The following is a 17,390-nucleotide window of genomic DNA, read 5'->3' as shown; positions in this document are numbered from 1 at the left end:
AGGCCGCGGGGCATCCGGTGCCCCGCGGCCTTCGTTCGCTCGTATCACCCGTTCGAGTGGCTCAGCCGACCGTCGGCGGTTGCGCCTCCACCCGGGCCACGGCCACCGACGGGCGCCGCTGCGGCCCGGTGGCGTCCCGGTCGGCGTGGACCGGGATCAGGCCGAGTCCCCAGCCGCCGGCCGCGAGCAGCCCCAGCACGGCGCCGTCGGCCAACTGTCCCCGGATCGCCGGCAGCCACCAGACCAGCCCTGCCGTCACGATCACCAGGACCCGGCGGGCCGGCCACGGGATCAGTCGCCGCAGCCGTATTCGAGCCTCCGTGCACGCCGTCGCGGCTCTCCGCACGACCGCCCTCCTTCGCTCGCCCCGGGCACCAGGAGCCCGGGAGTCGAGGCCGGGTTCAGGCGGCGACCACGTCCATCGCGGCGGCCTTGGGCGACATGTTCGCCCGGTCGGTGCCGGGGGCGGGCAGCGGAACCGGTTCGAGTACCGGCCTCAGCAGATCACCTTCGGAGAGGGTGGCCATCGCCGCAAGTTCGGCGAGCGACAGTTCGTCGCTGACCTCGCGCATGACCTCGGACATCCGGACGTCGAGCGCGTCGCAGATGGCGGAGAGCAGCTCCGAGGAGGCCTCCTTCTGTCCCCGCTCGACCTCGGAGAGGTAACCGAGCGAAACCCTGGCTGCCGCCGACACCTCGCGAAGTGTGCGGCCCTGGCGCTGGCGCTGCCGACGCAGTACATCGCCCAGTAGGCGACGAAGCAGGATCATCGGTGCCTCCCTCCTCGGACTGCGGATCGAGATGTCACGACCCCACCGTACCGCCTTGCCCGCATCGCGTGCGGGGACCCTGGTCGTGTTCACTCTGGGCTGCAAGGCTGTCCCCCTCCTCGTTCCGGTGTCGTTCCCGGGTCCGCGGGCCCCTCGTGGTACCCGCCGTGGGCCGCCCGGCCACCGTCACGCAACTCGTTCGCCACCTGGTTTCTGCCCAACCAGGCCGTTGGATGTAACACGATCCTCCAGCTGTGCCATGCCCGCGGACCGGATCGGCAGATCTCGGTTCGGTGGAGACCGCCGCGATCGGGGCTCCACCACGCCTCCGCGGCGCCTCCACACGGGCTGCGGGACGCCCGGGTACGGGCCCCGCGGGGTTCAGGTCGTGGGCGTAGCGGCCCGGAGCCGCCCGACGAACAGCTCCAGAGCGGCGGTCACCGCCCCGTGACGGATTCTGGCACGCCCGCCCGACAGCCGGGGCGAACTGACCAGAGTTCCCTCCGGACCGGCGACCGCCAGGTGTACGGTGCCCACCGGCTGCCCGTCCTGCGGGTCCGGCCCGGCCACCCCGGTCGTCGCGATCCCGTACGTGGCCCCCAGCAGCCGGCGCACGCCCTCGGCCATCTGCCCCGCCACCACCGGGTGGACCGGCCCGTGCACCGCCAGGAGCCCCTCGTCCACGCCGAGCACCGAGGCCTTCAGCTCGGTGGCGTACGCCGTGACCGAGCCCCGGAAGGTCGCGGACGCCCCGGGGACGTCGACCAGGGCGGCCGCGAGCAGCCCTCCGGTCAGCGACTCGGCGACGGCCAGCGTGCCGCCCCTGGCGCGCAGCGCCTCGTGCGCCCGTACCGCCAGCTCGTGGTCCGTCACCCGGTCTCCCCCGTCGCTCACCGGCCCGCGCGCTCCGCGGCCAGTCCCTCGCGGCGCATGCGCAGCGCCTGCCCGACGTAGTCCAGCGCGGTGCCGACGGTCAGCAGGACCGCCAGGGCCATCAGCACGGCCCGGGCGGTGGCCAGCCAGCCGGTCAGCTCCAGCACGTACATGCCGACCGCGATGCCCTGGGTCAGCGTCTTGATCTTGCCGCCCCGGCTGGCCGGGATGACGCCGTAGCGGATCACCCAGAAACGCATCAGGGTGATGCCGAGTTCGCGGGCCAGGATCACCGCGGTGACCCACCAGGGCAGGTCGCCGAGCAGCGAGAGGCCGATCAGCGCCGAGCCCATGATCGCCTTGTCGGCGATCGGGTCGGCGATCTTCCCGAAGTCGGTGACCAGGCCCTTGCGCCGGGCCAGCTCGCCGTCGAACAGGTCGGTGATCATCGCGATGGCGAACGACGCCCAGGCGACCGAGCGCCACTTGGGGTCGTGCCCGCCGTCGGCGAACAGCAGCGACACGAAGACCGGCACCAGCAGCAGCCGGAGCATCGTGAGCATGTTGGCGATGTTCCAGACAGCCGGCACCGGCGGCACCGCGGCCGACGGTCTGCCCGGATGGGCCGCGGCCGGGGCGCCGGGCCCCTTGGTCATTCCCCGGCTCCCGGGGCCTGACGGACCCGGACCGGCTCCAGCGCCTCGGCGATCAGGTCGACGCCTTCGCTGGCGACCACCTTGGCCCGGTGGAACTGGCCGATCTGCGGGTCCTCGACGCCGGTGAGGGTGGTCAGGCCGTCGGTCTCGGGGGCCTGGTGGGCGGCCCGGCCCTCGACCACGCCGTCCTCGATGGACTCGATCAGGACCTCGACCTCGGTGCCGACGCGCTGCTCGGCCCGCTGGGCGGTCATCTCCTCGGCCAGCCGGCTGAGCCGGTTCAGCCGGTCGGCGATCACGTCCTCGGACAGCTTGCCGTCGTAGGTCGCGGCCTCGGTGCCGTCCTCGTTGGAGTAGCCGAAGACGCCGATCGCGTCCAGCCCGGCGTGCGTGACGAAGCGCTCCAGCTCGGCGAAGTCCGCCTCGGTCTCGCCGGGGAAGCCGACGATGAAGTTGGACCGGGCGCCGGCCTCCGGGGCCCGGTCGCGGATGGTCTTCAGCAGGTCCAGGAACTGGTCGGTGGATCCGAAGCGGCGCATCCGGCGCAGCACGGCGGGCGCCGAGTGCTGGAAGGACAGGTCGAAGTAGGGCACCACGTCCGTGGTCCCGGTCATCGCGTCGATCAGCCCGGGGCGCATCTCGGCGGGCTGCAGGTAGGAGACCCGGACCCGCTCGACGCCCTCGATCGCGGAGATCTCGCCGAGCAGCGTCTCCAGCAGCCGGATGTCGCCGAGGTCCTTGCCGTACGAGGTGTTGTTCTCGCTCACCAGGACGACCTCGCGCACGCCCTGCTCGGCCAGCCACTGGGCCTCGTGCAGCACGTCGGAGGGGCGGCGGGAGATGAAGGAGCCGCGGAACGCCGGGATGGCGCAGAAGGAGCACCGGCGGTCGCACCCGGAGGCGAGCTTGACCGAGGCGACCGGGTTGTCGTCGAGCCGCTTGCGCAGGGTGCGCGGGCCGGAGGCCGGGGCGAGGCCCTCGGGCAGGTCGGCGATCGGCTCGGCCGGGGTCTCGGCGGCGCCGTGGCCGGGCAGCGCGACGGCCTCGGCGGCGGACTGCCGCTCGGCCGGGCTGATCGGCAGCAGCTTGCGGCGGTCGCGCGGGAGGTGCGGGGCGTGGTGGCCGCCGGAGAGGATGGTCTGGAGGCGGTCGGAGATGTCGGAGTAGTCGTCGAAGCCGAGCACGCCGTCGGCCTCGGGCAGGGCGTCGGCGAGTTCCTTGCCGTAGCGCTCGGCCATGCAGCCGACCGCGACGACGGCCTGGGTGCGGCCGTGCCCCTTGAGGTCGTTGGCCTCCAGCAGGGCGTCCACGGAGTCCTTCTTGGCGGCCTCGACGAAGCCGCAGGTGTTGACGACGGCGACGTCCGCTTCGGCGGCGTCGTCGACGAGCAACCAGCCGTCGGCTTCCAGTCGCCCGGCGAGTTCCTCGGAGTCCACCTCGTTGCGGGCACATCCGAGCGTGACAAGGGCGACAGTACGGCGTTCAGGCATAGGGCCAAGATTAACGCGCGGCCTCCGGTGCCGTTCGCCCCGGAGGCCGCGCGCCTCGGATTACCAGATCTTCGCCAGGCCGCGGAGCCGCTCTCCAGGGCCTCCGCAGGCCTGTGGTCAGCCCGCCTGCGGATCGCCGGGGGTGTACGTGACGTGCACCACCTGGCCGTCCTTGCCGAGGAGGCCGAGGTCCTTGCCGTTGACGTACGCGTGCACGGCCCCGCCGTTCCCGAGCACCAGCTTGATCTGCTTGGCGTCGGTGAAGGTCTGGTCCTGGCCGTCGCTGATGTTGTTCTGGAACAGCGACTTCCCGCTGCCGTCCACCGCGGACACCCAGCTGGTGCTGCCCTCGGCGACCAGCTTCACGGTGACCTTGTCGGCCGGGACGGCGGCGATCGCGGCCGCGCTCGGCACGGGCGCCGGCGGCTGCACGGTGGGCGAGGGCACGGAGGCGACCGAGCCGGTGCCGGAGCCGCTGGGCAGCGGCGCGCTGGCGGAGCCGGTGCCGGTGTGGCCGTTCTTGCCGCTGACCAGGTTGAAGCCGATCAGGACGACCACCACGACGATCGCGGCGACCATGGCCGCCGCCCAGTTCGGCCGGCCGCGGGCGGGCACCTTGATCGGACCGCTGTCGATCAGCTGGGTCGGTCGTTTGGAGGCGGGCGAGCCGCCGTGCGCGGCGTCGTACCGGGCGATCAGGGCCTCGCCGTCGACGCCGACCTCGTGGGCGATGGCGCGGATGTGCCCGCGGGCGTAGAAGTCGCCGCCGCAGCGGCCGAAGTCGTCCTCCTCGATGGCGTGGACGATCGGCACCCGGACCCGGGTCGCCGTACTCACCTGGTCCACCGTGAGCCCGGCCTCGATCCGGGCGGTGGACAGCACCCGGCCGATGCTCGGGGCATCGGCCGCCTGCACCGCGTCGTCGGTCGACTCGACGGACGACGGGGCGTTCTCGCGGTCGGGGGACTTGCCGATGGTCACGGGGCACGCCTTTCGAGCGGATGGCCACCTGCTGGGGAACAGTCTAGGGGCGCGGGCGGATCGTTTCTCAAGCGGAACAGGCCCGAATGCGCGCGCCCGCCCCGACGGGGGCCCGGCACCCCGCTGAACGGCCGTCAGCGGGCCCGCACGGGGAACCCGAGGGGTTCGCTTTTCGGCCTGTGACGCGACGTACGGACGTTCGGTTCCCCTGCACGCGCCTACCCTCCTCCGAACGAGTGAACACCCGCCGCGGGCGCGGGTCGTCAACCGCGCAGACCGACCAGCACCCCGTCCAGCTCGTCCGGCTTCACCAGGACGTCGCGGGCCTTGGAACCCTCGCTCGGCCCGACGATCCCGCGCGACTCCATCAGGTCCATCAGCCGCCCCGCCTTGGCGAAGCCGACCCGGAGCTTGCGCTGGAGCATCGAGGTCGAGCCGAACTGGGTGGAGACCACCAGCTCGGCCGCCTGGATCAGCAGGTCCAGGTCGTCGCCGATCTCCTCGTCGATCTCCTTCTTGGCCCCGCCGCCGACCGTCACGTCGTCCCGGTAGACGGCGGTCAGCTGATCCTTGCAGTGCTGCACCACCGCGGCGATCTCCGCCTCGGTGACGAACGCGCCCTGGAGGCGGATCGGCTTGCCGGCGCCCATCGGCAGGAACAGCGCGTCGCCCTTGCCGATCAGCTTCTCCGCACCGGGCTGGTCCAGGATGACCCGGGAGTCGGCCATCGCGGAGGTCGCGAAGGCCAGCCGGGACGGCACGTTGGCCTTGATCAGGCCGGTGACCACGTCCACCGAGGGCCGCTGGGTGGCCAGCACCAGGTGGATGCCGGCCGCGCGGGCCAGCTGGGTGATCCGGACCACCGAGTCCTCGACGTCGCGCGGCGCCACCATCATCAGGTCGGCCAGCTCGTCGACGATCACCAGCAGGTACGGGTACGGGGTCAGCTCGCGCTCGCTGCCCGGCGGCGGGGTGACCGTGCCGGCCTTCACCGCCGCGTTGAAGTCGTCCACGTGCCGGAAGCCGAACGCCGCGAGGTCGTCGTAGCGCAGGTCCATCTCGCGGACCACCCACTGGAGGGCCTCGGCGGCCTTCTTCGGGTTGGTGATGATCGGCGTGATCAGGTGCGGGATGCCCTCGTACGCGGTCAGTTCGACCCGCTTGGGGTCGACCAGCACCATCCGTACCTCGTCCGGGGTGGCCCGGGCCAGGATCGAGGTGATCAGGCAGTTGATGCAGGACGACTTGCCCGCGCCGGTCGCGCCGGCCACCAGGATGTGCGGCATCTTGGCGAGGTTGGCCATCACGGTCTGGCCCTCGACGTCCTTGCCCATGCCGACGACCATCGGGTGGGTGTCCTCGGCGGCCGTGCGCGAGCGCAGCAGGTCGCCGAGGTTGACCATCTCGCGGTCCCGGTTGGGGATCTCGATGCCGACCGCGGACTTGCCCGGGATCGGGCTGATGATCCGCACGTCGGCGCTGGCCACCGCGTACGCGATGTTCTTGGCGAGCGCGGTGATCCGCTCCACCTTGACGGCCGGGCCGAGCTCGACCTCGTAGCGGGTCACCGTCGGGCCCCGGGTGAAACCGGTGACCCTGGCGTCCACCTTGAACTCGGTGAAGGTGCTGCTGAGCTGGGCCACCACCTCGTCGTTGAGGGCGCTGCGGGCCTTGGCCGGGCCGCCGCGCTCCAGCAGGTCGAGCGGGGGCAGCGCGTAGGTGACGTCGCCGGCCAGCTGGAGCTGCTCCATCCGCACCGGTGCCGGGCCGTGCTCCTCGGGCGCGCCCGGGCCCGCGCTGCGGGCGGCCGGGACGGCGGCCTCCTCCGGCGGGGCGGTGCGGTCCTGCACCTGGTGCATCATGTTCGCCACCGCCGAGGAGGCGGGCACCCCGTAGACGAGTGCACCGTCCAGGTCGGCGGCGGCGCCGGCGGCGAGGTCGCGGGTGGCGTACGGGTCCAGCGGCTCCTTGTCCAGGGACACCCGGACGGCGTCGGGCTGGTCCTCGTCGTCCACCGGCTTGCGGCGGCGGCGCCGACGGCGGGCGGCCACCTCGTCGCCCGGGTCCTCGCTGCCCACGGTGAACGGCAGCGCGGAGGGGTCCGCGTCCTCGGGCGGCTCGGTGGACAGGTCGCGCTCCGGCGTACGCCCCTCGCGCAGCTCGTCCTCCGGCCCGGGCTCCACCACGCCGAGCCGCACGCCGGCCGACCGCAGCCGCTCGGGGATGCGGTTGACCGGGGTGGCGGTGACCACCAGCAGGCCGAAGAAGGACAGCAGCAGGAGCAGCGGCACGGCCAGCGCCGGCCCGGCGGCGGCCATCATCGGGGTGGACACGGCCCAGCCGATGATCCCGCCGGCCGCCCGTATCCGCGAGGCGCCGCTGCCCATCATGGGCGCGCCGCAGCCGATGTGCACCAGGCCGAGGACGCCGACCAGCAGCGCGCTCAGGCCGATCATGATCCGGCCGTTGGCCTCCGGCAGCTCCGGGTGGCGCCACAGCCGGACCGCGATCCCGGCCAGCAGGAACGGCACCAGCACGTCGAGCCGCCCGAACAGCCCGGACACCACGGCGGTGGCCGCCTCGCCCAGCCAGCCCTGCGGGCTGAACCAGGTGCCGGCGGCGGTCACCAGCGCGAGTGCGAACAGCAGCAGGCCCAGCCCGTCCTTGCGGTGGGCGGGGTGGAGGTTCTTGGCGCCGTCGCCGAAGCCCCGGAAGATCGCGGCGATGCTGTTCGCCACGCCGAGCCAGACGGCCCGGACGGCGCGGAAGAGTATCGGCTTGGGCGGCGGCGGGGACGGCGGGGCCGGTTTGGCCGCCGCCTTCTTCGCCGGGGCCGCCTTCTTGGCCGCCGCCTTCTTCGCGGGCGGCTTGCCCGGGGCCTTCGCCGCGGCCTTCTTGGACGGTCCCGGACTCGGGTTGCGTGCCGCGCTTCCGGGCGTACGAGTGGCCATGGGTCAGCAGCCTACCGGGGTGGGCCACCAGTGCACATGTGCTCGAGCCGGGGCTCGGGGACGTGTCGCAGACACACCGTCACGCTGACCCGGTTTCACCCGGCCGCGTCGGAAATTCACCCGCAGGAGTGAACCCCGACGATCGGTTACGCGGTTCCCGGCCGGAGCGCGTCCAGGGCCCGGCGCAGCCCCGCCAGCTTGCGCTCCAGGTGCGCCGCGGTGGCCGACACCCCGGCGTCCTCGACGCCGTCCAGCTGCTTGCCCAGCGCCTCCGCCTGCTCCTCGACCGCCGCCAGCCGCGCGGACAGCTCGCCCAGCAGCGCCCCGCCGAGGGGCGGCTCGCCGCCGCCCGCCTCCAGTTGCAGCCGCAGCAGCGCGGCCTGCTCCTTCAGCTGGCAGTTCTTCACGTACAGGTCGACGAAGACCGAGACCTTGGCGCGCAGCACCCACGGGTCGAAGGGCTTGGAGATGTAGTCCACGGCCCCGGCCGCGTAGCCGCGGAAGGTGTGGTGCGGGCCGTGGTTGATCGCGGTCAGGAAGATGATCGGGATGTCCCGGGTGCGCTCGCGGCGCTTGATGTGGGCGGCCGTCTCGAAGCCGTCCATCCCGGGCATCTGGACGTCCAGCAGGATCACCGCGAAGTCGTCGGTGAGCAGCGCCTTGAGCGCCTCCTCGCCGGAGACGGCGCGCACCAGCGTCTGGTCCAGCGCGGAGAGGATCGCCTCCAGCGCCAGCAGGTTCTCCGGTCGGTCGTCGACCAGGAGGATCTTCGCCTTCTGCATCAGGGCTCGCCCTCCTGTCGCCTGCCTGCCGCCCGGTGATGGCACTCGCGTACTGCCCACCGCTACCCCGGTCATGCTAGCCGCACCCCCTCGCCCGGCACATCGCTCCGTCGTGACCCGATCCGGAGCGGCGCGCGCCCAGTGCTCCGGCGCACGCTCAGCAGTGTGTCGCCGTCCGGTCACTGTTCGCAACGATCGGTGACCCTACCGGGTTCCCGGGCCCGACCGCCAGCAAACCGGCCCACCGGACGGCGCGAACTCCGGAGCCCGCCCCGGAGTTCGCGCCCTCCCCTGGCGCTACGCGCGGTCCGCCCGCAACCACTCGCGCATCACCGCCAGCAGGTGGTCGGTCTCGACCGGCTTGGTGATGTGGTCGGTGGCGCCCGCCTCCAGCGACTTCTCGCGGTCGCCCTTCATCGCCTTGGCGGTCAGCGCGATGATCGGCAGGCCGGCGAACTGGGGCATCCGGCGGATCGCCTCGGTGGTCGCGTAGCCGTCCATCTCCGGCATCATGATGTCCATCAGGACCAGCGCCACGTTCTCGTGCTGCTCCAGCATCTCGATGCCCTCGCGCCCGTTCTCGGCGTACAGGACGGTCAGGCCGTGCTGTTCCAGCACGCTGGTGAGGGCGAACACGTTGCGGACGTCGTCGTCCACGATCAGCACCTGCTGGCCGTCGAAGCGCACGTCGCTGCGGCTGGGGCGGGGCGGCGCGGGCTCCACCGGGCGGGCCCCGGCGGCGGCGTCCAGAGCGGCGCTGCGCCGGCGCTCCACCGCGCCGCGGCGGCGCTCCTCGGCCAGCTCGCGGACCTCCTGGGCCCAGTGGTCGGCCGGGTTCTCGCCGACCGGCACGGGCACCCCGATCGGGGTCACGCCGACGGAGGCGCGCAGCGCCGGGACGCTCGACACGGCCGGGCGCTCGACCTGGGCCGGGTCCGGGGCCTCGGTGCGCAGCGGCAGGTAGAGCGTGAACGTGGAGCCCTTGCCCAGCTCGCTCTCGGCGTGGATCTCGCCGCCCAGCAGCCGCGCGATCTCGCGGCTGATCGACAGGCCGAGCCCGGTGCCGCCGTACTTGCGGCTGGTGGTGCCGTCGGCCTGCTTGAACGCCTCGAAGATCTCCCGCAGCTTGTTGCCGGGGATGCCGATGCCGGTGTCAGAGACCGCGAAGGCGATCAGCTCGTCGTCCGGGTCCTTGATCGAGCCGGACTCCAGCAGCCGCTCGCGCACGTGCTGCGGGACCTCCGCACCGGCCGGGGAGATCGAGAAGTCGACCGCGCCGGCGTCGGTGAACTTGACGGCGTTGGAGATCAGGTTGCGCAGCACCTGCTGGAGCCGCTGCTCGTCGGTGTGCAGGGTGACCGGCAGGGCGGGCGAGACCCGGACGGCGAAGTCCAGGTTCTTGTCCAGCGCGACCGGCTGGAAGGTGGCCTCGACGTAGTCGACCAGCTGGACCAGGGCGATCCGGGCCGGGCGGACGTCCATCTTGCCGGCCTCGACCTTGGAGAGGTCGAGGATGTCGTTGATCAGCTGGAGCAGGTCGGAGCCGGCGCCGTGGATGGTGTCGGCGAACTCGACCTGCTTGGGCGAGAGGTTGCCCTCGTTGTTGTCGGAGAGCAGCTTGGCCAGGATCAGCAGCGAGTTGAGCGGGGTGCGCAGCTCGTGCGACATGTTGGCGAGGAACTCGCTCTTGTACCGGGAGGCCAGGGCGAGCTGCTCGGCGCGCTCCTCCAGGACCTGCCGGGCCTCCTCGATCTCGCTGTTCTTGATCTCGATGTCGCGGTTCTGCTGGGCGAGTTGCTCGGCCTTCTCCTGCAACTCCTCGTTGGTGCGCTCCAGTTCCTCCTGGCGCGCCTCCAACTCGGCCGATCGCATCGAGAGTTCGGCGGTGAGCCGCTGGGACTCCAGCAGCAGGCCCTCGGTCTTGGTGTTGACGCTGATGGTGTTGACGGTGACGCCGATCAGGTCGGCGATCTGGTTGAGGAAGTCCAGCGCGACGGTGGTGAAGGAGCTGAAGGTGGCCAGCTCGATCACGCCCAGCAGCCGGCCCTCGAACAGCACCGGCAGCACCACGATGTGGGCCGGCGAGGCCTCGCCGAGGCCCGAGGCGATCTTGAGGTACCCGGGCGGCGCCTCCTTGAGGATGATCGCCCGCTTCTCCACCGCGGCCTGCCCGATCAGCGACTCGCCGGGCCGGAAGGTGGTCGGCATCGCGCGCCGCTGGTAGCCGTAACTGCCGATCAGCCGCAGGACGGTGTCGTTCTCGTCGTCGTCCTCGGTGATCAGCTCGGCGGTGCGGCCGGCCGGCTGGGCGAGGAAGAAGGCGCCGTGCTGGGCGGAGACCACCGGGGTCAGCTCGGTCATGATCAGCGAGGCGACGGCCTCCAGGTCCCGGCGGCCCTGGAGCAGGCCGGAGATCCGGGCCAGGTTGGTCTTGAGCCAGTCCTGCTCCTGGTTGGTGCGGGTGGTCTCGCGCAGGTTGGCGATCATCTGGTTGATGTTGTCCTTGAGCTCGTCGAGCTCCCCCGCGGCGTCCACGTCGATCCGCAGGCTCAGGTCGCCCCTGGTCACGGCGGTGGCGACCTGGGCGATCGCGCGCACCTGCCGGGTCAGGTTGTTGGCCAGTTCGTTCACCGACTCGGTGAGGTCCTGCCAGGTGCCGTCCACGCCGGGTACCCGGGCCTGGCCGCCGAGCCGCCCGTCGGTGCCCACCTCGCGGGCGACCCGGGTCACCTCGTCGGCGAACGCCGACAGCTGGTCGACCATGGTGTTGATGCTGGTCTTGAGCTGGAGGATCTCGCCGCGCGCGTCGACGTCGATCTTCTGCGAGAGGTCACCGCGGGCCACCGCCGTGATCACCAGCGCGATGTTGCGGACCTGGCCGGTGAGGTTGTTGGCCATCAGGTTGACGTTGTCGGTCAGGTCCTTCCAGATGCCGGCCACGCCCGGCACGCTCGCCTGACCGCCCAGGGTGCCGTCGGTGCCGACCTCGCGGGCCACCCTGGTCACCTCCACCGCGAAGGAGGAGAGCTGGTCGACCATGGTGTTCAAGGTCCCGGCGAGGGCGGCGACCTCGCCCTGCGCCTCGATGGTGATCTTCTTGGACAGGTCGCCGCGGGCCACCGCGGTGGCGACCTCGGCGATGTTGCGGACCTGCCCGGTCAGGTTGGACGCCATGAAGTTGACGTTGTCGGTCAGGTCCTTCCAGATCCCCGACACCCCGCGCACCCGGGCCTGGCCGCCCAGGATCCCCTCGGTGCCCACCTCGCGGGCGACCCGGGTCACCTCGTCGGCGAACGCCGACAGCTGGTCGACCATGGTGTTGACGGTCGTCACCAGCTCCAGGATCTCGCCCCGGGCGTCGACGGTGATCTTCTTCGACACGTCGCCGCGCGCCACCGCCGTGGTCACCTCGGCGATGTTGCGGACCTGGCTGGTCAGGTTGTTGGCCATCAGGTTGACGCTGTTGGTCAGGTCCTTCCACGTCCCGGACACCCCGGGCACGCTCGCCTGGCCGCCGAGGATGCCCTCGGTGCCGACGTCACGGGCCACCCTGGTGACCTCGTCGGCGAAGGCGCCCAGCTGGTCCACCATCGTGTTGATGGTGTTCTTCAGCTCCAGGATCTCCCCGCGCGCGTCCACCTGGATCTTCTGCGACAGGTCGCCCTTGGCGACCGCGGTCGTCACCTGGGCGATGTTGCGCACCTGATCGGTGAGGTTGTTCGCCATGAAGTTGACGTTGTCGGTCAGGTCGCGCCACACCCCGGCCGCCCCGGGCACCTGTGCCTGGCCGCCGAGCCGCCCCTCGGTGCCCACCTGGCGGGCCACCCTGGTCACCTGTTCGGCGAAGCCGGAGAGCTGGTCGACCATCGTGTTGATGGTGTTCTTCAGCTCCAGCATCTCGCCGCGCGCGTCCACCTCGATCTTCTGCGAGAGGTCCCCGCGCGCCACCGCCGTGGTCACCTGGGCGATGTTGCGCACCTGGCCGGTCAGGTTGTCGGCCATGAAGTTCACCGAGTCGGTCAGGTCCCGCCAGACCCCGGCCACGCCCGGCACCTGCGCCTGGCCGCCGAGCCGGCCCTCGGTCCCCACGTCCCTGGCCACCCCGGTGACCTGGGCGGCGAACCCGTTCAGCTGGTCCACCATCGTGTTGACGGTGTTCTTCAGCTCCAGCATCTCGCCGGCCACCTCGACGGTGACCTTGCGGGACAGGTCGCCCTTGGCCACCGCGGTGGTCACCTGGGCGATGTTGCGCACCTGCGCGGTCAGCCGGCCGGCCATGGTGTTGACCGAGTCCGCCAGGTCCTTCCAACTGCCCGACACGCTGCGAACCTTGGCCTGGCCGCCCAGCTTGCCCTCGGTGCCCACCTCGCGGGCCACCCGGGTCACCTCGTCGGTGAACTCCGAGAGCTGGTCCACCAGCCCGTTGACGGTCCGGCCGATCTTGAGGTATTCGCCGCGCAGCGGGTGGCTCACCCCGTTGCTGTGCAGCGAGCGCAGCTCCATCTTCTGGTCCAGGTCGCCCTCGGCGATCGAGGAGAGCACCCGGCCCACCTCGGCCATCGGACGGGCCAGATCGTCGATCAGCGCGTTGCAGTTGTCGACGGCCGCCATCCAGGCGCCCTCGCCCGCGCCGGTCTCCAGCCGCTCGTTCAGCCGGCCCTCGCGGCCCACCGCCCGCCGCACCCGGGCCAGTTCGCCGGTCAGGTGCTGGTTGCGCTCGGCGACCTCGTTGAACACCGCGGCGATCTCCGCCAGCGGCCCGTCCCCCGGAACCGTCAGCCGGCGGCGGAAGTTGCCGTCCCGCATCGCGGTCAGCGCGGCCAACAGCTTCCGCAGTTCGGCCGGCTCCGCCCCCCGGTTGTGGCTCACTCGCCGGCCGGCCGCGTTCCGCGGCGCGGTCCCGGACCGCCCACCGCGCGGAACGGGCGGCGTCGTACCGGTTGCGTCCTTGGTGGCCGAACTCAACGGGCCCCTCCCACATCGTGAACTTTCCGGTGACCGTCCGTGCCGGTACGGCACGCACCGGGGCACCGGCCCGGTCGGGCTGCGTACCGGCGCCCCACGCGGCACACCGGCACCCGCATCGACCGTACTGCTCCGACCGGCCGCCGCGGACCCCCCAGTCTGGCAGCACCGGCGCCGGGTATACGGCCGGTTGCGCCCGGTTGGTAGCCGACCGTCCGAAACAGGTGGGCAGAATCACTCTCAGGTGCCTGTTTCAACGCCCCGCCCCCACGGGGAACCAAGCGGAAAGTAGGGTGGAGCGCTGCACCGGGCCATGACCCGACCCAGCGCCGCCAGCCCGGCGGCACGCACCGGGAGTCGGCGCCACGCCCCGGACAGTCAAGGCCAGAGCAGCAGAGGAGAAGTGGCAACGTGGTCACCGCGCGCGCAGCCGCCACCTTCGACCCCGACGGCCGGTCCGCAGCCGCCGCCCGGGGCTTCGTACGGGACGCGCTGCTCGGCTGGGGTCTGCCCGAGGTCGTCGACGACGCCGTCGTCCTGGTCAGCGAACTGGTCACCAACGCCGTCGTCCACGCCGGCACCGCCGCCGAGGTGTGCTGCCTGCGCGAGGAGGGCACCGTCCGGATCGAAGTCACCGACCACCACCCCGAACGCGGCCTGCCCTCCCTCGGCGACGGCCCCGTCTCCGACCGCTACGCCGACCCCGACGGCGAGGGCGGCCGCGGCCTGCTGATGTGCTCCGCCCTCGCCGAGCGCTGGGGCGTCGAGTACGCGGCCGGGCGCAAGACCGTCTGGTTCCGGCTCGCCCTGCCCGCCCCCGTGGCCGGCACCCGCTACGCCGTCCCCGCGACCCCCGGCAGCGACCTGCCCAGCGGCCCCGGCCCGGTGCACGTCGCCGTCGTCCAGCTCGACGAGGACGGCCGCGTCCTCGCCTGGAACCCGGACGCCGAGGCGCTCTTCCAGTACCCCGCCGCCACCGTCCTCGGCCGCCCCTGGGCCGACCTCGCCGTCTGGCCGCAGTCCGCCGGCCGCGGCCTCGGCCTCGCCGACACCCTGCGGCTGGCCCGCTGGGAGGGCGGCTACGGCGTCCGCCGCGCGGACGGCCACGAGGTCGAGGTGTACGGCGTCCAGGTCCGCGTACGCGACACCGAGGGCGTCCCCTCCACCCTCTGCCTGCTCGTCCTCGAACCCGACCGCGCGGTGCTCCGCTCCCCCGCCCGCACCCTGCCCGGCGAGCGCTCCGACCCGACCGGCCCCCGGCTCGACCTGCTGGCCGGCCCGGTCGCCACCGACGACCTCGACACCCTGCTCCAGCGCACCGTCGAACGCGCCCGCGACCTGCTCGACGCCGACGCCGCGTACCTGCTGCTGACCACCGACGACGAGACCGAGTTCGAGGTCCGCGCCGCCACCGGCTTCACCTCCGGACACCGCCGGCGCACCCGCTTCCCGGTCGACACCGGAAGCCGCTACGACTCCGCCCGGCTGCCCTCCGTCCACGAGGACCTCACCACCCGCCCGACCGGCCTGCCCCTGCTCACCGGCAGCGGCATGCGCTCCCTGGTCACCGTCCCGCTCAAGGTCGAGGGCCGGCTGATCGGCTCGCTCGGCATCGCCACCGCCGCGCCCGGCCGCTACGACAACGAGGACGCCCTGCGGCTCCAGTTCGCCGCCGACCGGGTCGCCCTCGCCGTCGAGAGCACCCGGCTGACCGAGCTCGAACGGCTCCGCCGGGGCTCGCTGTCCTTCCTCGTCGAGGCCTCCGACCTGCTCGCCGGCACCCTCGAACACGAGCAGACCCTCGCCCTGATGGCCCAGATGGCCGTCCCCACCCTCGCCTCCTGGTGCGCCGTCTACACCAAGGGCGACCACGGCGCCGCGGCCGGCCTCGCCTTCGTCCTGCACGAGGACGAGGACCGGATCGACCCGCTGCGCGACCTGCTCGACAAGACCCCGGCCCCCGACGCCGGCCCGACCCACGGCGTCCGCTTCTGGTCGGCGCCCGCCGAGACCGCCGCCGCAGGCGGTCTCACCGACAGCCCCGAACTCGCCGGACTCCTCGGCGAGACCGTCGTCCTTCCGCTGACCGCCCGCAACCGGGTCATCGGCCTGCTCACGCTCGGCGTCCCGGCCGGCGTCCGGTTCCGCCAGGAGATCCTCGAACTCGCCGAGGACCTCTCCCGCCGGGCCGCCCTCGCACTCGACAACTCCCGCCTCTACTCCGAACGCACCGCCACCAGCCAGGCCCTGCAACGCAGCCTGCTGCCGCCGGACCTGCCCGAGATCCCGGGCGTCGAGGTGGACGTCTACTACCAGGCCGCCGGCGAGGGCAACGAGGTCGGCGGCGACTTCTACGACCTGTTCACCATCCGCGAGGGCACCTACGGCTTCGCGATCGGCGACGTCTGCGGCACCGGCCCCGAGGCCGCCTCGGTCACCGGCCTCGCCCGGCACTCGCTGCGCCTGCTCGCCCGCGAGGGCCTGGACGCACCGCAGGTGCTCCGCCGCCTCAACGCGGCCATCCTGGACGAGGGCGCGCGCAGCCGCTTCCTCACCCTGCTCTACGGCGAGCTGACGCCCCGCCCGGACGGCAGCACCGAACTGTCCCTGGTCTGCGCCGGCCACCCGCTGCCGCTCCGGCTGCGCACCGACGGCCAGGTCGACCGGGCCGCCACCCCGCAGCCGCTGCTCGGCGTCATGGAGGACCTCGACCTCGTGGCCGAGCGCCTGGTGCTCTCCCCCGGTGAGGTCCTGCTGTGCGTCACCGACGGCGTCACCGAACGCCGCGAGGGCAGCCGGATGCTGGGCGACGACGGCCTCGCCGAGGTGCTCACGGGCTGTACCGGCCTGACCGCCGGGGCGGTCGCGATGCGGGTGCAGCGCGCCGTCGAGCGCTTCGCCCCGGAACCGCCGTCCGACGACATGGCCATCCTGACCCTGCGGGTGCCGACCCAGCGCTCCTCGTGAGCCGACGCCGTCCCTCGGTCAGCCCCCGGTGTCCCGGTCGGTCCTGAGCGTTCCACAACTGACATCGTCACAAATTGTTATATTCACAAGGGTACAAGCGAGTGCGGCCGGGTACACCGATCTCACCGGGGAATCCCCCGGCGGGGACACGACCGGCGGCTCTCCCGCCGGCCCATCACTTCTGACCGCAGCCCGCGCACGCTCCAGCCGTGCGCCCTCGGCGCGGTCGCGCGCATCCACCTCATCGGACCACACCACTGCGTTGACTGCGCCCTGCGCGCGCCCAAAGTGAAAGGAGCCTCCGGTGAGCAACGAAGCTACCGGGGCAACGAACGCCCGCTCCACCGGAGCCGACGCGGGTAACCTCGGCTACCTCGCACTCGGCCTCACACTGCTCGCCTACGGCCTGCTCTCCACCGGCGTCTTCAGCGGCACCGGGGTCGGGGACGCGGCACACCTCGCCCACCTGGTCGGCGGAGTCACCCTCTTCATCGCGGGCCTGTGGCAGCTCCGCGGCGGCGAAGGCTTCACCGGAACCGCCTTCACCAGCCTCGGCGCCTTCTGGGCGACCTGGTCGACGGCCGGCGGGGCGGGCAAGAACGCCGCCGGCCTGTTCCTCCTGCTCTGGGCCCTGCTCGCCCTCACCCTGACCGCCGCCAGCTGGGGCGCGGGCCTGTTCAGCCGCGCCGTCTACGGCCTGCTCACGCTGTCCCTGCTGCTGAACGCCATCGCCGCCTTCGGCGGCTACAGCGGCCTCGCCAAGTTCGCCGGCTGGGTCGCGGCCGTCTCCGGGCTCACCGCCTGGTACTGGGCCACCTCCGCCCTCAGCAACGGCTCCTGGGGCAGGATCGCCCTGCCGGTCAAGTGACCCGCAGCGGCTGATCCGCCGCGGCCCGCCGGGGTGGGGGGGGCCGGGGGGCGCAGGGGCCAGGCCCCGCGGCCGGCGCAGACGCCG

11 protein-coding genes are annotated in these 17,390 nt (G+C 72.6%); 2 read left to right on the top strand and 9 right to left on the bottom strand.

Translation table 11 applies throughout. The features are described 5' to 3' along the window. Window positions 1–61: 61 nt before the first annotated feature. From ACFVTF_RS27710 to ACFVTF_RS27670, 9 genes are all read right to left on the bottom strand, one after another. Window positions 62–346 (bottom strand): hypothetical protein, encoded by a 285-nt coding sequence (locus tag ACFVTF_RS27710; protein ID WP_387817152.1) that lies wholly within the window; start codon window positions 344–346, stop codon window positions 62–64. Window positions 347–401: 55 nt separating this feature from the next. Then, window positions 402–770 (bottom strand): helix-turn-helix domain-containing protein, encoded by a 369-nt coding sequence (locus ACFVTF_RS27705; RefSeq protein ID WP_049660741.1) that lies wholly within the window; start codon window positions 768–770, stop codon window positions 402–404. Between the two features lie 381 nt (window positions 771–1,151). Beyond that, on the bottom strand, window positions 1,152–1,628 hold the full coding sequence (locus ACFVTF_RS27700; RefSeq protein WP_371522835.1) for a CinA family protein: 477 nt from the start codon (window positions 1,626–1,628) through the stop codon (window positions 1,152–1,154). A gap of 32 nt (window positions 1,629–1,660) precedes the next feature. Further along, window positions 1,661–2,299, bottom strand: coding sequence for a CDP-diacylglycerol--glycerol-3-phosphate 3-phosphatidyltransferase (pgsA, locus tag ACFVTF_RS27695; RefSeq protein ID WP_350880205.1), 639 nt, complete (start codon window positions 2,297–2,299; stop codon window positions 1,661–1,663). After that, complete coding sequence (rimO, locus tag ACFVTF_RS27690) at window positions 2,296–3,789, bottom strand: 30S ribosomal protein S12 methylthiotransferase RimO (RefSeq protein ID WP_387817151.1); 1,494 nt, start codon at window positions 3,787–3,789, stop codon at window positions 2,296–2,298. The genes pgsA and rimO overlap by 4 nt, the downstream gene beginning before the upstream one ends. 117 nt (window positions 3,790–3,906) lie before the next feature. Continuing rightward, on the bottom strand, window positions 3,907–4,770 hold the full coding sequence (locus tag ACFVTF_RS27685; RefSeq protein WP_387817150.1) for a helix-turn-helix domain-containing protein: 864 nt from the start codon (window positions 4,768–4,770) through the stop codon (window positions 3,907–3,909). Window positions 4,771–5,033: 263 nt separating this feature from the next. Next, window positions 5,034–7,721 (bottom strand): DNA translocase FtsK, encoded by a 2,688-nt coding sequence (locus ACFVTF_RS27680; protein ID WP_387817149.1) that lies wholly within the window; start codon window positions 7,719–7,721, stop codon window positions 5,034–5,036. A gap of 146 nt (window positions 7,722–7,867) precedes the next feature. Beyond that, window positions 7,868–8,506, bottom strand: coding sequence for a response regulator (locus ACFVTF_RS27675; RefSeq protein WP_371522833.1), 639 nt, complete (start codon window positions 8,504–8,506; stop codon window positions 7,868–7,870). 294 nt (window positions 8,507–8,800) lie between these two features. Next, window positions 8,801–13,309, bottom strand: a complete 4,509-nt coding sequence (locus tag ACFVTF_RS27670) for a HAMP domain-containing protein (protein WP_371522831.1) — start codon at window positions 13,307–13,309, stop codon at window positions 8,801–8,803. A 570-nt stretch (window positions 13,310–13,879) separates the two neighbouring features. On the opposite strand from ACFVTF_RS27670, the gene ACFVTF_RS27665 reads away from it, so the two are divergent. Beyond that, window positions 13,880–16,435, top strand: coding sequence for a SpoIIE family protein phosphatase (locus tag ACFVTF_RS27665; RefSeq protein ID WP_387817148.1), 2,556 nt, complete (start codon window positions 13,880–13,882; stop codon window positions 16,433–16,435). Between the two features lie 304 nt (window positions 16,436–16,739). Further along, window positions 16,740–17,303, top strand: coding sequence for an acetate uptake transporter (locus tag ACFVTF_RS27660; protein ID WP_371518925.1), 564 nt, complete (start codon window positions 16,740–16,742; stop codon window positions 17,301–17,303). The last annotated feature ends 87 nt before the right edge of the window (window positions 17,304–17,390 follow it).

The sequence above is a fragment of the Kitasatospora sp. NPDC057940 genome (assembly GCF_042887425.1).
Lineage (GTDB): Bacteria > Actinomycetota > Actinomycetes > Streptomycetales > Streptomycetaceae > Kitasatospora.
Note: the sequence above shows the minus strand (reverse complement) of the source record. Positions and strands in the feature narration are given on the sequence as shown.

What these genes read in the sequence shown, in the direction of transcription:
- ACFVTF_RS27705 (WP_049660741.1), bottom strand. Translation starts at nt 770, where the DNA reads ATGATCCTGCTTCGTCGCCTACTGGGCGATGTACTGCGTCGGCAGCGC.
- pgsA (WP_350880205.1), bottom strand. Translation starts at nt 2,299, where the DNA reads ATGACCAAGGGGCCCGGCGCCCCGGCCGCGGCCCATCCGGGCAGACCG.
- rimO (WP_387817151.1), bottom strand. Translation starts at nt 3,789, where the DNA reads ATGCCTGAACGCCGTACTGTCGCCCTTGTCACGCTCGGATGTGCCCGC.
- ACFVTF_RS27680 (WP_387817149.1), bottom strand. Translation starts at nt 7,721, where the DNA reads ATGGCCACTCGTACGCCCGGAAGCGCGGCACGCAACCCGAGTCCGGGA.
- ACFVTF_RS27670 (WP_371522831.1), bottom strand. Translation starts at nt 13,309, where the DNA reads ATGCGGGACGGCAACTTCCGCCGCCGGCTGACGGTTCCGGGGGACGGG.